Here is a 13,799-nt window from a genome sequence, read left to right as displayed (position 1 = left end):
TCCTGAGAGCTAAAGTTGTGGAGAGGCTGTTTGCAGGTAGTGTTCTGCTACGTCCAGCATACGGTTGGCAAACCCCCATTCGTTGTCGAACCAAGCCAGGATGTTCACCAGCCGTGGGCCGGAAACGCGGGTCTGGCTGGCATCGACGATGGCCGAATGCGGGTCGTGGTTGAAATCACAGCTGGCATGCGGCAACTCGGTGTAGGCCAAAAGCCCCTTGAGCGGGCCGCTGGTGGCGGCATCGCGCAAGATCCGGTTGACCTCGCCGGCGTCGGTGTCGCTGACGGTTTGCATGGTGATGTCCAGGCACGACACGTTCACCGTCGGTACCCGTACGGCTTTGGCCTGGATTCGCCCGGCAAGTTCCGGCAACAGTCGCTCGATACCGCGCGCCAGGCCGGTAGACACTGGAATCACTGACTGAAACGCCGAACGCGTGCGGCGCAGGTCTTCATGGTGGTAGGCGTCGATTACCGGCTGGTCGTTCATCGCCGAGTGAATGGTGGTGATCGACACGTACTCCAGGCCAATCGCCTGGTCCAGCAGGCGCAACAGGGGCACGCCGCAGTTGGTGGTGCAGGAGGCGTTGGACACCAGCAGCTCGGCGCCGGTCAGGCAATCCTGGTTCACGCCGTAGACGATGGTGGCGTCGACATCCGCCTCGCTGGCCATCGGCTGGGAGAACAATACGCGTGGCGCGCCGGCGTCGAGAAAACGCTGGCCATCGGCACGGGTGTGATAAGCACCGGAGCATTCCAACACCAGGTCGACGTCCAGCGCCGCCCAGTCGATGCCCTCGGGGGTGGCACTGCGTAATACCTTCACGCAGTTGCCATTAATATGCAGACAGTCGTCCTCGACCCGCACTTCGCCGGGGAACCGGCCGTGGGTGGAGTCAAAGCGTGTCAGGTATTCGATACTGGCCATATCCGCCAGGTCGTTGATCGCAACAATTTCAAACCCGGCAGCCGCCCCTCGCTCGAACAGAGCACGCAAGACGCAACGACCAATCCGGCCGTAGCCGTTGAGTGCAACTTTGTAGGGACGCGGTTGAGGCATGGGGTTCTCGCATTGTGGGCGACACAAACCATTGTAGGAGCTGGCTTGTGTGGCGAGGGAGCTTGCTCCCGCTGGAGTGCGAAGCACTCCCAGACCGGCTGACGAGGTGTATCTGACACACCTTGATCGCACGGCTTGGGGCCGCTTCGCAGCCCAGCGGGAGCAAGCTCCCTCGCCACAACAAGCTCGCTCCTACAAGGGGACGGGCTTTAGTCTTCCAGCAGCTCTTCAGCCTGACCCAGGATGTTTTCCAGGGTGAAACCGAACTCTTCGAACAACGCTGGCGCCGGTGCCGACTCACCGTAGGTGGTCATGCCGATCACGCGGCCTTCCAGGCCCACGTACTTGTACCAGTAGTCGGCGTGAGCCGCTTCAATGGCGATACGCGCGCTGACCTGCAACGGCAATACCGATTGCTTGTAGTCGGCATCCTGCGCTTCGAAAACGCTGGTGCACGGCATGGAAACCACACGCACGTTACGCCCGGCAGCCGTCAGCTTGTCGTACGCCTGAACCGCCAGGCCCACTTCGGAACCGGTGGAGATCAGGATCAGCTCAGGCTCGCCGATGCAGTCTTTCAGCACGTAGCCACCACGGCTGATGCCTTCGATCTGCGCCGCGTCGCGGGTTTGGTGCTGCAGGTTCTGACGGGAGAAGATCAGCGCCGAAGGGCCGTCCTTACGCTCGATCGCGTGCTTCCAGGCCACAGCCGATTCGACGGCGTCCGATGGGCGCCAGGTGTCCAGGTTCGGCGTGGTGCGCAGGCTGGTCAATTGCTCGACCGGCTGGTGCGTCGGGCCGTCTTCGCCCAGGCCGATGGAGTCGTGGGTGTAGACGAAGATCACACGCTTCTTCATCAACGACGCCATGCGTACGGCGTTGCGTGCGTATTCCATGAACATCAGGAAGGTCGCGCCGTAAGGCACCAGGCCGCCGTGCAGGGCAACGCCGTTCATGATGGCGCTCATGCCGAACTCGCGCACGCCGTAGTACATGTAGTTGCCGCTGGCGTCTTCCGCCGAGACACCCTTGCAACCTTTCCACAGGGTCAGGTTGGAGCCGGCCAGGTCAGCCGAACCGCCGAGGAACTCAGGCAGCAGCGGGCCGAAAGCGTTCAGGGCGTTCTGGCTGGCTTTACGGCTGGCGATGGTTTCGCCCTTGGCAGCCACTTCGGCGATGTAGGCCGAGGCTTTTTCAGCGAAGTCGGCAGGCAGGTCACCGGCCAGGCGGCGTACCAGTTCGTTGGCAAGCTGCGGGAATTCGGCGGAGTAGGCCGCGAAACGCTGGTCCCACTCGGCTTCGGCAGCCAGGCCTGCTTCCTTGGCGTCCCACTCGGCATAGATGTCAGCCGGGATTTCAAACGGGCCGTGGTTCCACTTCAGCGCAGCGCGGGTCAGGGCGATTTCCGCGTCACCCAATGGGGCGCCGTGGCAGTCTTCTTTACCTTGCTTGTTCGGCGAGCCGAAGCCGATGGTGGTCTTGCAGCAGATCAGGGTTGGCTGCTCGCTCTTGCGGGCAGTTTCGATGGCGGTCTTGATCTCTTCAGGATCGTGACCGTCGACATTGCGGATCACCTGCCAGTTGTAGGCTTCGAAACGCTTTGGCGTGTCGTCGGTGAACCAGCCTTCGACTTCGCCGTCGATGGAGATGCCGTTGTCATCGTAGAAGGCAATCAGCTTGCCCAGGCCCAGGGTGCCGGCAAGGGATGCGACTTCATGGGAAATGCCTTCCATCATGCAGCCATCACCCAGGAACACGTAAGTGTGGTGGTCGACAACGTTGTGGTTTGGACGGTTGAACTGCGCGCCCAACACTTTTTCAGCCAAGGCAAAACCCACGGCGTTGGCCAGGCCCTGGCCGAGTGGGCCGGTGGTGGTCTCGACGCCTGGGGTGTAGCCGTATTCCGGGTGGCCCGGGGTGCGGCTGTGGATCTGGCGGAAGTTTTTCAGGTCGTCGATGGTGACGTCGTAGCCGGTCAGGTGCAGCAACGAGTAGATCAGCATCGAGCCGTGGCCGTTGGACAGGATGAACCGGTCACGGTCGGCGAACGCCGGGTTGCTCGGGTTGTGTTTCAGGAAGTCACGCCAAAGTACCTCGGCGATATCCGCCATGCCCATCGGGGCACCGGGATGGCCGCTGTTGGCTTTTTGCACGGCATCCATGCTGAGGGCACGAATGGCGTTGGCACGCTCACGACGGCTGGGCATCGCTGATCTCCTGGAGTTGAATAAAAGAAACGGAAAAAAGGATCGGCATTTTCCCTCAGCCACGGCCCTCGGGGCAATGACAGATAGTCACTTGAGGGTGTTTTTCCTGCGCAATGGCTGGAGAAAACGATTACCGCTTCGTCCAGAGGTTATAGCGGCTGCTTATAACCACCGATTATCGACCAATATCAAAACTTTTTGATATTGCCCTTGCGGGGTTTTCCCACCCTCACTAGACTGCTGGCCTTATGAACTTAAGCGCTCCTTCCATTCGCCCCGACGACAGCGACGAGCTGGCAGCCCTGTGCAAGGCCGGCGGCGATCCGTTGCGCCTGAATGTATTGCGCGCGCTGACCAACGATTCGTTCGGAGTGTTGGAGCTGGCGCAGATCTTCGCGATCGGCCAGTCCGGCATGAGCCACCACTTGAAGGTACTGGCGCAGGCCGACCTGGTGGCGACCCGCCGTGAAGGCAATGCGATTTTTTACCGTCGCGCCCTGCCCCACACTGAACAGTTAGGCGGCAAGCTGCACGCCGCGCTGCTCGAAGAAATAGACAGCCTGGCCCTGCCGGCTGACGTGCAGTCGCGCATCAGCCAGGTGCACGGACAACGCGCTGCGGCCAGCCAGGACTTTTTCTCACGGGTAGCCGAGAAGTTTCGCGCCCAACAGGACTTGATCGCCGGCTTGGCGCAATACCGTGAAAGCGTATTGGCACTTTTAGACAAGCTGGGCTTCAGTGATGAGGCCACGGCGGTTGAAGTAGGCCCAGGAGACGGAGGTTTCCTGCCGGAGCTGGCGCGGCGTTTTCATCAGGTCACGGCGCTGGACAACAGCCCGGCGATGCTGGAGCTGGCGCGCCAACTGTGTGAGCGCGAAGCGCTGGGCAATGTCCGCCTGCAGTTGGCGGACGCCCTGAGCGACACCAGCCTGCGGGCCGATTGCGTGGTGCTGAACATGGTCCTGCACCATTTCGCCGCCCCGGCAGAAGCCCTGAGGCAGATGGCGAATTTGCTGCAACCAGGCGGCAGCCTGTTGGTCACAGATTTATGCAGCCACAACCAGAGTTGGGCCAGGGAGGCCTGCGGTGATCTCTGGCTGGGTTTTGAACAGGACGATCTGGCCCGTTGGGCCACCGCTGCGGGACTCGTTCCCGGGGAAAGCCTCTATGTAGGTTTACGTAATGGTTTCCAGATTCAGGTCCGCCATTTTCAGCGGCCGGCTGGCGACACTCACCATCGGTAAATATCAGGAAAACATCGAGATGAGCGAATACTCCCTTTTCACCTCCGAGTCCGTGTCTGAAGGGCATCCGGACAAAATCGCCGACCAGATCTCTGACGCGGTGCTGGACGCCATCATTGCTGAAGACAAGTTCGCCCGAGTGGCGTGCGAGACTCTGGTGAAAACGGGCGTGGCAATCATCGCCGGTGAAGTCACCACCTCTGCCTGGGTCGACCTGGAACAGATCGTTCGTGATGTGATCATCGACATCGGCTACAACAGCTCCGACGTCGGCTTCGACGGTGCGACCTGCGGCGTGATGAACATCATCGGCAAGCAGTCCCCCGACATCAACCAGGGTGTCGACCGCGCCAAGCCTGAAGATCAGGGCGCCGGCGACCAGGGCCTGATGTTCGGCTACGCCAGCAACGAAACCGACGTACTGATGCCGGCACCGATCACCTTCTCCCACCAGTTGGTGAAACGCCAGGCTGAAGCCCGTAAATCGGGGGTGTTGCCGTGGCTGCGCCCAGACGCCAAGTCCCAGGTGACCTGCCGTTATGAAGACGGCAAAGTCGTTGCCATCGACGCGGTCGTACTGTCGACCCAGCACAATCCGGACGTTTCCTACAACGACCTGCGCGAAGGCGTCATGGAGCTGATCGTCAAGCACGTGCTGCCTGCCGAACTGCTGACCAAGGACACCCAGTTCCACATCAACCCGACCGGCCAGTTCATCATCGGCGGCCCGGTGGGCGACTGCGGCCTGACCGGTCGCAAGATCATCGTCGACAGCTACGGCGGCATGGCCCGTCACGGCGGTGGCGCGTTCTCCGGCAAGGACCCATCCAAGGTTGACCGTTCCGCGGCCTACGCCGGTCGTTATGTGGCCAAGAACATCGTGGCTGCCGGCCTGGCCGAGCGTTGCGAGATCCAGGTTTCCTACGCTATCGGTGTGGCCCAGCCTACGTCGATCTCGCTGAACACCTTCGGTACCGGCAAGATCAGCGACGACAAGATCGTCAAGCTGGTGCGTGAAATCTTCGACCTGCGCCCGTACGCAATCACCACCATGCTCGACCTGCTGCACCCGATGTACCAGGAAACCGCGGCCTACGGCCACTTCGGTCGTACCCCAGAGCAGAAGACCGTCGGCAACGACACCTTCACCACGTTCACCTGGGAAAAGACCGACCGCGCCAACGACCTGCGCACTGCCGCCGGCCTGTAAGCCCTACGGTGTACACAAAGCCCTGCCGGGTGCTCCCTGCAGGGCTTTTTATTGCCCGGTGTTTGTCCGGATGATTAACCGGGCGAGGCCGGTCTGTTCAGGCAAGCAGCAACATCGAGTAAAAAGCCTCGCGGTTGCGGGGCTTTTTTATGCCTGCTGGGATGGCTTAGGCTGGACGCCCTTTCAGAGCAAGGATGCTCATGATGACCTCGCCTATGCGCTCGCTATTGTTTTTTTTACTCAGCTTCTCGCCGCTCATTGCGTGGGCGCAAGAGTGTCCCGACTGGGAAACGGGCCACGCCCGGGCCCAGGTCAACACCCTGGCGCAGCAAGTGCGCCTGTGGGATGACAGCTACCACCGGCTTGGCCAGTCGCTGATCAGCGATGAGCTGTATGACCAGGCTCGCCAGCGCCTTGCCCAATGGCGCAGTTGTTTCGACCCCTCGGTGCCGGTCATGGAGAACCCGCTGGCCAGCGCGCGAGGCACCTTCAACCATCCGACGCCCCACACAGGCCTGGAAAAACTGCTGGATGACCCCGCCGTTGAAACCTGGCTGAACACTCGCCAGGACGTGTGGATTCAGCCCAAGGTCGATGGCGTGGCCGTGACGCTGGTTTACCGCAAGGGCCGGTTGAGCCGGGTCATCAGCCGTGGCGACGGCCGGTTAGGCCAGGATTGGTCAGCCTCTGCACGCAAGATCCCCGGGATCGTCCAGCAACTGCCCGAGGCCATTGACCTGTTGTTGCAGGGCGAACTCTATTGGCAACTGAATGATCATGTGCAGGCAGCCCAAGGCGGCGTCGGCGCCCGCGGCAAAATAGCCGGGTTGATGAATCGCCGGCAATTGAGCGAAGCCGAAGCCGCTGGAATTGGCCTGTTTGTCTGGGCCTGGCCCCAGGGGCCAGACGATTTTGCCGAACGGTTGAGCCAGCTAGCGCAATGGGGCTTCACTGACAGCGGGCGCTATAGCCACCCGATCAAGGAGATCACCGACGCGGCCCACTGGCGCAGCTATTGGTACAACCATCCGCTGCCCTTCGCCAGCGACGGCGTGGTGTTGCACCAAGGCCAACGGGCTCCTGCCGAGCGCTGGGGCATCAGCGCGCCCTATTGGGCGATTGCCTGGAAATACCCGGTGGCCAAGGCGCTGGCCCATGTGCGCAAGGTGCACTTCCAGATTGGCCGCACCGGGCGCATCACCTCCGTGCTGGAGGTGGAACCGGTACGGCTCGATGACCGGAAAATCAGCCGGGTCAGCGTTGGCTCCCTGAAACGCTGGCAGGCACTGGATATTCGCCCGGGCGACCAGGTCTCCATCAGCCTTGCGGGGCAAGTCATCCCGCGCCTTGACCACGTCATCCTGCGCAGCCAGCCACGGGTCGAACTGCAGGTCCCGCGGGCCGAGGATTTCCACCCCTTGAGTTGCTGGCAGTTGGCTCCCGGCTGTGAAGAACAGTTGCTCGCGCGCCTGACCTGGCTGAGTAGCGCCCAGGGCCTGGCCCTGCCACACATTGGCCGCGAAACCTGGAACACCTTGATCCAGGCCGGTTTAATCGGTGGCCTGCTCGATTGGTTAACCCTGGATGAGGCAGAGCTTGCTAACATTGATGGCTTCGGTGAACGCAGCAGTGCGCGTTTACTCGACAGCTTGCGCAGTGCCCGGCAGCGACCGTTCGCGCAATGGCTGATGGCCCTGGGAGTACCGCCCACGGCCCGCAACAATCTACGCGGCGGCTGGCAAACCCTGGCCGCCAAAGACACTCAAGCCTGGCTGGCCGAAGACGGCATAGGCCCGGGGCGCGCGGCGCAACTGAGCGCTTTTTTTCGCGACCCGCAGGTGCTGGCCTTGAGTGAAACATTACGGGCTGCCGGAGTAGAGGGGTTTTAACCTCTGCCCTACAGCATTAACCGGTGCCAGCAGAAGTCATCCTACCCACCTGATCGAGACCTTGTGTCCCTTGGAGCATTTATGAAATTTCTTGCACCTTTTGCCCTGTTGACCGTCGCTACCCTTATGGCTACGCCGCTGCTGGCGGCCGAAGAAGCCTCGCCACTCACTGGCTGCGCCGCCAAGCGCCAGGCCATCAGCACCCAGATCGAACAAGCCAAGGCCCACGGCAACAGCGAGCAGCAAGCCGGCCTGGAAAAAGCCTTGAGTGAAGTCACTGCCAATTGCACCGACGCCTCTTTGAAAAAGGAGCGCGAAAACAAGGTGCTCGACGCCAAGCACGAAGTCAGCCGCCGTCAGGCCGACCTCGACAAGGCAATGAAGAAGGGTGACTCCGACAAGATCAACAAGCGCAAAGACAAGCTCGCCCAGTCACGCAAGGACTTGCAGGAAGCCCTGGACGAACTGGACAAGTAAGACGCCTCAGTGATCGCGGAACTGTTTATGGCAGGCGGTGCAGGCATCTTCGACTTTCTGCACCGCCGGCCCAAGGTTGCTCGCCTTGTAAGGCTGGGCCTGGCTTGCGACCACCAATTCACCGGTGGCCGCTTCAAGGTTTCGGGCCAGCTCCTGGAAGCGTGCCTGTTGCTGCCACACGTTGTCCTTGGCGCTGGTATGGTCTTCTTCGCGCACGCTCGGGAAATGCTTCCACGGTTCGTGGGACAAGGCATCGAGCTTGACCGCGCCTTCGGCAAATTTTGCCCCGTCGAACGGAATGCGCCCACGCAGCATGCCCCCCAGGTCTTCGCCGGTCTTGAGCATCTGCTTGAAAATAGCCTTGCGCTGGCCAAGGGGCGAATTCGGGTCAACCCCGCCGCAGGCGGACAGTGTCAGGCAGGCCAGCAATACAACGGTCAGTCTTTTAAAAGTCATGATGGCTCAAGGTCACGGGAAACGGCGGCCAGTATCCTCGCCCCGCCCACAAAGACCAATACCCCTATTAATAATAAGGGTTGCTCGAGCGCCGACCAGCGCGGGCAATCGCTTCAGGAATTGATTGTATGAGTATCCGCTTCAACCCCTGGACCCGCCGCCTGGCGTGGGCGCTGCCAATGATCGCGTTGCTGGCTGGTTGCGACACCGGCAAGGACGAAAAAGCCAAACCTCACGCCATCGCGACCTATGCCGGTGCCACCTGGGAAAACCTCCCGGCTGTATCAGACAGCGACCTGCAAGCCGGCTTCGAGTCCTGGCGCAGTGCCTGCCAACGGCTCAAGGCTGACCCGGTGTGGGGCGCAACGTGCGCTGCATCGGCCACCGTGCCGTCAACCGCAGTGGCGATTCGCGACTTCCTCAAGGCCAACCTCGATGTCTACGGCCTGCGCTCGGCCGACAACAGCCCCAACGGCCTGATCACCGGCTACTACGAACCGGTTTACCCCGGCAGCCTCACCGAAACCGCCACCGCCCATGTACCGGTGTTCGGCGTGCCGGACGACCTGATCATCGTCAACCTTGAGAGCATCTACCCGGAACTCAAGGGCAAGCGCCTGCGCGGTCGCCTCGAGGGTCGGGTGCTCAAACCCTATGACGACGCCAACGCCATCAACCAGCAAGGCTCCAGCGCCAAGCCGATCGCCTGGCTGACCAACCCGATGGACCTGCAATTTCTGCAGATCCAGGGTTCGGGCCGCATCCAACTGGCCGATGGCCGCCAATTGCGTGTCGGTTACGGCGACCAGAACGGTTACCCGTACCGCCCCATTGGCCGCTGGCTGGTCGAGCAAGGCGAGTTGAAAAAAGAAGACGTGACCATGGGCGCCATCAGCGCGTGGGCCAAGGCGCACCCACAGCGCATTCCTGAACTGCTGGCGAGCAACCCCAGCTACGTGTTCTTCAGCGCCCGCCCCGATAGCAACGAAGGCCCGCGTGGCTCGCTGAACGTGCCGCTGACCGCGGGTTATAGCGTTGCGGTGGATCGCAAGGTGATTCCGCTGGGCAGCCTGCTGTGGCTGTCGACTACGAAGCCGGACGGTGCGCCGATTGCCCGGCCGGTGGCTGCGCAGGATACCGGTGGTGCAATTACCGGCGAAGTGCGCGCCGACCTGTTCTGGGGAACCGGTGAAGCTGCCGGGGAATTGGCAGGCAACATGAAGCAGCAGGGCCAGATCTGGATGCTGTGGCCTAAAGGCGCAGCGCTGCCAAAAGTGCCGGATGCGCCGACAGGAACCTGAAGCACACCACAAACTCACTGTGTGGAGGGCTTGTGTGGGAGCGGGCTTGCTCGCCCCCACATTTGAACAGCGTCACGCCCTAGATCGATACGAAGAAGAAACTCGCAATCAACGCCATTCCCAGCGCCCACACCAGCGACCGCAGCATCGCCCAGTCCGCCAGGTAGCAGATGATGTAGAGCAACCGGCTGGTAATAAACAGCATCGCCAGTACGTTGATCGTCACCAACGACGCGCCGCCGGCCAAATGCGCAATGATCACCGCCGCCGCAAACGCCGGGGTTACTTCAAAGCTGTTGAGTTGCGCACTGTGGGCACGCTTGGCGAAGCCGTCGAGCGTATCCAGGAATGCTCGCGGGTCATGGTTCTGCCGGGGCCCGAACTTGCCACCGCTGAACTTGGCCAGGCCCGTGCACAGGTACGGCAGAAAGATTGCGATCAACACACACCAGAAAGCGACTGTCATAACCCATTCCTTTTTTAGTTTTACTCAACGGTTAGAGTTTCATCACGAACATGCCGATCAGCACCAACCCACAGGCTATGAGCCGTGGCCGGCCAAAAGGTTCTTTCAGGTAACGCATGCCGAACAGTACCACCAGGATCACGCTGACTTCCCGCAACGCGGCAGCCTCGGCAATCGAGCCCAACTGCATGGCCCAAAGCACCAGAGCGTAGCTCAACAGCACGCACAGCCCGACACTCAGCCCCAGCCGCCACTGCGTGCGCCAAAATAGCCCGAACGCCGCCCGTTTGCGCACCATCGCCAGCAACGGAAACGGCCATGCGCTTATCAGCGTCAGCCACACCAGGTAGTCCAGCGGGTGTGACCAACGGCGCAATGCCTGGCCATCGAGGAAGGTGTAGCAACCGATACACAGGCCGATCAACGCCACCACCGGCAGCATCGACCAAGGCAACCGGTCGCCACCGCCGCCCTGCCACAACAGGCACAGCATGCCGAACGGAATCAGCACAATGCCGAGAATCTGCTGGGTACTGAGCACCTCACCGGCAAACACCAGCGTCAGCGCCAGCACCACCAAAGGCGACAAGCCGCGCATCAATGGGTACACCAAGCCCAAGTCACCCACGCGATAGGCCTGGATCAGCAGGTAGCGGTAGAGCAACTCAAACAACGCCGAGGCGATGATCCACGGCCAGATCTCCAGCGGCGGCAACGACACAAACCCAACCGCCAGCACCACGAACAGCAATGCCACCGTGTCCATACACGCGATGACCAACAGGCGCTCGCCGCTGAATTTGATCAAGGTGTTCCACGTCGCATGCAACAACGCCGCTACCAGTACCAGAGCTGTTGCAATCACGGTGACTCCCCAGTCATAAAAAGCGGAATTGATTCGCCATATTTCAGCACCTGTTTATACTAAAGCCGACCACGCCGCACTCAGTTGCGCAAAGACCTAGACCAATAAATTTGGCTGCTGCCCGATCTTCGCCGATCCGGGCGCCGGCATGCGTATGCCTGATCAGAGCGTAACGATTACCGAAGGAGATCCTCGCGTGCCGCTCGGTGCCTGGATCGGCGGGATGGTGGTGGCGGCACTTTTGTTCATCGAACTGCAACGTCGCCGCCCTGCTGCGGTCCACTTACCCAACTAAAAGCTAAAGCTTGCGTAGGAGCTGTCGAGCCCAAGTGAGGCTGCGATGGCAGCGCTGCGGTCTGACAGCAACAGCGCGGTGCTCCCATCGCAGCCTCGCTCAGGCTCGACAGCTCCTACGTGTTATTGCGAAGTAGATTTCCCACTCCTCCATCCAAGGACCCCGGATGCTTGAACTTGTCGCTGCGTTTATTTGCCTCACCACCCTGCTCACGTATGTGAACTACCGCTTCATTGGCCTGCCGCCCACCATCGGTGTGATGGTGACGGCGCTGATGTTTTCCCTGCTGCTGCAAGGCCTGAGCTTTATCGGTTACCCCGGGCTTGAAGAGCGCGTCCAGCAGTTGATTGGCCAGATCGACTTCGGCGACTTGCTGATGAACTGGATGCTCTCGTTCCTGCTGTTCGCCGGCGCCTTGCACGTTAACCTGAGTGACCTGCGCAGCTACCGCTGGCCCATTGGCCTGCTCGCTACTTTCGGTGTGTTGATCGCCACCGTGGTGATCGGCAGCCTGGCGTTCTACATCTTCGCCCTGTTCGGCTGGCACGTGAGTTTCCTGTACTGCCTGCTGTTCGGTGCGCTGATCTCCCCCACCGACCCGATCGCGGTACTCGGTGTACTGCGAACCGCCAACGCGTCCAAGCCGCTGAAAACCACCATCGTCGGCGAATCACTGTTCAACGACGGCACGGCGGTGGTGGTGTTCACCGTGTTGCTGGGCATTGCGCAACTGGGCGAGACGCCCACCGTGGGCGCCACGGCCATGCTGTTTGCCCATGAGGCGATTGGCGGCGTGGTGTTCGGCGGGCTGATCGGTTACCTCGTGTACCTGATGATCAAGAGCATCGAGCAGTACCAGATCGAAGTGATGCTGACCTTGGCGTTGGTGATCGGCGGCTCGGCGATGGCCACCGAACTGCACGTGTCGGCACCGATTGCGATGGTGGTGGCGGGACTGATCATCGGTAACCTGGGCCGCAAGCTGGCGATGAACGACATGACCCGGCGTTACCTGGACGGTTTTTGGGAGTTGCTCGATGACATGCTCAACGCCCTGCTCTTCGCGCTGATCGGCATGGAGCTATTGCTGTTGCCGTTCAACTGGCTGCATGTGCTGGCGGCAAGTCTGCTGGCAGTGGCGATCCTGTTGTCACGTTTGCTGACGGTGGCCCCGGCAATCCTGCTGCTGCGGCGCTGGCGCACGGTGCCCCGCGGTACCATCCGCATCCTGACCTGGGGCGGCTTGCGCGGCGGGGTTTCCGTGGCGCTGGCCCTGGCCCTGCCGCTGGGCCCGGAACGCGACTTGCTGTTGAGCATCACCTACATCGTGGTGCTGTCGTCGATCCTGTTGCAGGGCCTGAGCATCGGCAAACTGGTCAAGCGCGTGACCAAAGATGCGCCGGTACCCGACACTCACTGATCCTTGTTGATCTGCTGCGGATGCCTCGGGTCCGCAGCGGCTTTACCGGGCAAACTGCTTTCGCTGCGAATCTGCGCATGGCTGATCAGCGCAAAGATAAAGCTGCCACCGATGATGTTGCCCGCCAGCGTCGGCCCGGCAAACACCAGCCAAAAGTCTTTCCATGGCAACTCGCCGGCAAATACCAGGTAGGACACTTCCGCCGATCCCACCACGATGTGGGTGAAGTCCCCGAGCGCCATCAGGTAGGTGATCAGGATGATGATCCACAGCTTGGCGCTTTCCATGGACGGGATCATCCACACCATGGTGGCGATCATCCAGCCAGACACAATGCCCTTGGCGAACATCTGGGAGGTGTCGTTCTCCATGACCTTGCGCCCGATTTCCAGGAAGGCCAGGTCGGTCTTGGCGTCGAAAATCGGCAAGTGCAACATCACGTACGCCACCAGCAAAGTGCCGCACAGGTTGCCCACCAGCACCACGGCCCATAAGCGCAGCAACCGTGCGAAATTGTTCAGCGTGGGTTTGCTCATGACGGGCAACACCGCCGTCAGGGTGTTTTCGGTGAACAGCTGCTGACGAGCGAGGATCACCGCCAAAAAGCCCGCGCAGTAGCCAAAACTGGCAATTACCTTGAACTCTTCGCCCTCCGGGAGCCGCGAGTTGAGCAAGCCCATGCCCATCAACGACAGGCCCATGGTCAGGCCGGCGGCCAGCGCCGACCACCACAATGCCGCCACGGTGCGTTCCAGCTCCTGGTCGCCTTGAGTGCGGATGATTTCATGCAGAACCGCCGCGCGGGGCGGCTGGTTCTTGTCGACATCGTGCTGCTCTTCCTGCGACAGGTTGGGGGTCTTGCCGTCTTTTTCGGTGGCCATGGCGTTCCTGAATCCGTTGTGTGCCTGTA

General features: G+C 61.2%; 13 protein-coding genes. 7 read left to right on the top strand and 6 right to left on the bottom strand.

Annotated elements, in window-relative coordinates; all coding sequences use genetic code 11:
* Nucleotides 1–9: 9 nt before the first annotated feature.
* Together epd and tkt are read right to left on the bottom strand one after the other, a co-directional pair.
* Nucleotides 10–1,059 (bottom strand): erythrose-4-phosphate dehydrogenase, encoded by a 1,050-nt coding sequence (epd, locus tag ACZRN6_RS11710; RefSeq protein WP_063026588.1) that lies wholly within the window; start codon nucleotides 1,057–1,059, stop codon nucleotides 10–12.
* A gap of 209 nt (nucleotides 1,060–1,268) precedes the next feature.
* Nucleotides 1,269–3,266, bottom strand: a complete 1,998-nt coding sequence (tkt, locus tag ACZRN6_RS11705; protein WP_322148066.1) for a transketolase — start codon at nucleotides 3,264–3,266, stop codon at nucleotides 1,269–1,271.
* A gap of 248 nt (nucleotides 3,267–3,514) precedes the next feature.
* Here tkt and ACZRN6_RS11700 point away from each other — a divergent pair, with 248 nt between their 5' ends.
* The 4 genes from ACZRN6_RS11700 (at nucleotide 3,515) to ACZRN6_RS11685 (ending at nucleotide 8,086) form a co-directional block, all read left to right on the top strand.
* Complete coding sequence (locus ACZRN6_RS11700; protein ID WP_322148067.1) at nucleotides 3,515–4,510, top strand: ArsR/SmtB family transcription factor; 996 nt, start codon at nucleotides 3,515–3,517, stop codon at nucleotides 4,508–4,510.
* A 19-nt stretch (nucleotides 4,511–4,529) separates the two neighbouring features.
* Entirely contained in the window at nucleotides 4,530–5,720 is a 1,191-nt protein-coding gene (metK, locus tag ACZRN6_RS11695) for a methionine adenosyltransferase (RefSeq protein ID WP_464007999.1), read from the top strand.
* A gap of 203 nt (nucleotides 5,721–5,923) precedes the next feature.
* Nucleotides 5,924–7,609, top strand: coding sequence for an NAD-dependent DNA ligase LigB (gene ligB / locus ACZRN6_RS11690; protein ID WP_464008064.1), 1,686 nt, complete (start codon nucleotides 5,924–5,926; stop codon nucleotides 7,607–7,609).
* Nucleotides 7,610–7,690: 81 nt separating this feature from the next.
* Nucleotides 7,691–8,086, top strand: coding sequence for a DUF1090 domain-containing protein (locus tag ACZRN6_RS11685; RefSeq protein ID WP_322148069.1), 396 nt, complete (start codon nucleotides 7,691–7,693; stop codon nucleotides 8,084–8,086).
* Between the two features lie 6 nt (nucleotides 8,087–8,092).
* Here ACZRN6_RS11685 and ACZRN6_RS11680 read toward each other — a convergent pair whose 3' ends face one another.
* Nucleotides 8,093–8,542, bottom strand: a complete 450-nt coding sequence (locus ACZRN6_RS11680; protein ID WP_322148070.1) for a c-type cytochrome — start codon at nucleotides 8,540–8,542, stop codon at nucleotides 8,093–8,095.
* Nucleotides 8,543–8,670: 128 nt separating this feature from the next.
* On the opposite strand from ACZRN6_RS11680, the gene mltA reads away from it, so the two are divergent.
* Nucleotides 8,671–9,843: a murein transglycosylase A gene (mltA, locus tag ACZRN6_RS11675; RefSeq protein WP_464007998.1), complete on the top strand. Its 1,173-nt coding sequence runs from the start codon at nucleotides 8,671–8,673 to the stop codon at nucleotides 9,841–9,843.
* 79 nt (nucleotides 9,844–9,922) lie between these two features.
* Here the strand turns inward: mltA and ACZRN6_RS11670 are convergent, their stop codons facing one another.
* Both ACZRN6_RS11670 and ACZRN6_RS11665 read right to left on the bottom strand, forming a co-directional pair.
* Nucleotides 9,923–10,309 carry an MAPEG family protein gene (locus tag ACZRN6_RS11670; protein WP_464007997.1) on the bottom strand — a complete coding sequence of 129 codons (387 nt, stop codon included), beginning with the start codon at nucleotides 10,307–10,309 and terminating at the stop codon, nucleotides 9,923–9,925.
* Nucleotides 10,310–10,340: 31 nt separating this feature from the next.
* On the bottom strand, nucleotides 10,341–11,174 hold the full coding sequence (locus ACZRN6_RS11665) for an EamA family transporter (RefSeq protein WP_464007996.1): 834 nt from the start codon (nucleotides 11,172–11,174) through the stop codon (nucleotides 10,341–10,343).
* Between the two features lie 148 nt (nucleotides 11,175–11,322).
* On the opposite strand from ACZRN6_RS11665, the gene ACZRN6_RS11660 reads away from it, so the two are divergent.
* Nucleotides 11,323–11,469: a hypothetical protein gene (locus ACZRN6_RS11660; RefSeq protein ID WP_464007995.1), complete on the top strand. Its 147-nt coding sequence runs from the start codon at nucleotides 11,323–11,325 to the stop codon at nucleotides 11,467–11,469.
* A 166-nt stretch (nucleotides 11,470–11,635) separates the two neighbouring features.
* Nucleotides 11,636–12,889 carry a cation:proton antiporter gene (locus tag ACZRN6_RS11655; RefSeq protein WP_322148074.1) on the top strand — a complete coding sequence of 418 codons (1,254 nt, stop codon included), beginning with the start codon at nucleotides 11,636–11,638 and terminating at the stop codon, nucleotides 12,887–12,889.
* On the opposite strand, the gene ACZRN6_RS11650 is transcribed toward ACZRN6_RS11655, so the two are convergent.
* Entirely contained in the window at nucleotides 12,883–13,770 is an 888-nt protein-coding gene (locus ACZRN6_RS11650) for a formate/nitrite transporter family protein (RefSeq protein ID WP_322148075.1), read from the bottom strand. The genes ACZRN6_RS11655 and ACZRN6_RS11650 overlap by 7 nt on opposite strands.
* Nucleotides 13,771–13,799 lie beyond the last annotated feature (29 nt).

The organism is Pseudomonas sp. A125 (assembly GCF_055409485.1).
Note: the sequence above shows the minus strand (reverse complement) of the source record. Positions and strands in the feature narration are given on the sequence as shown.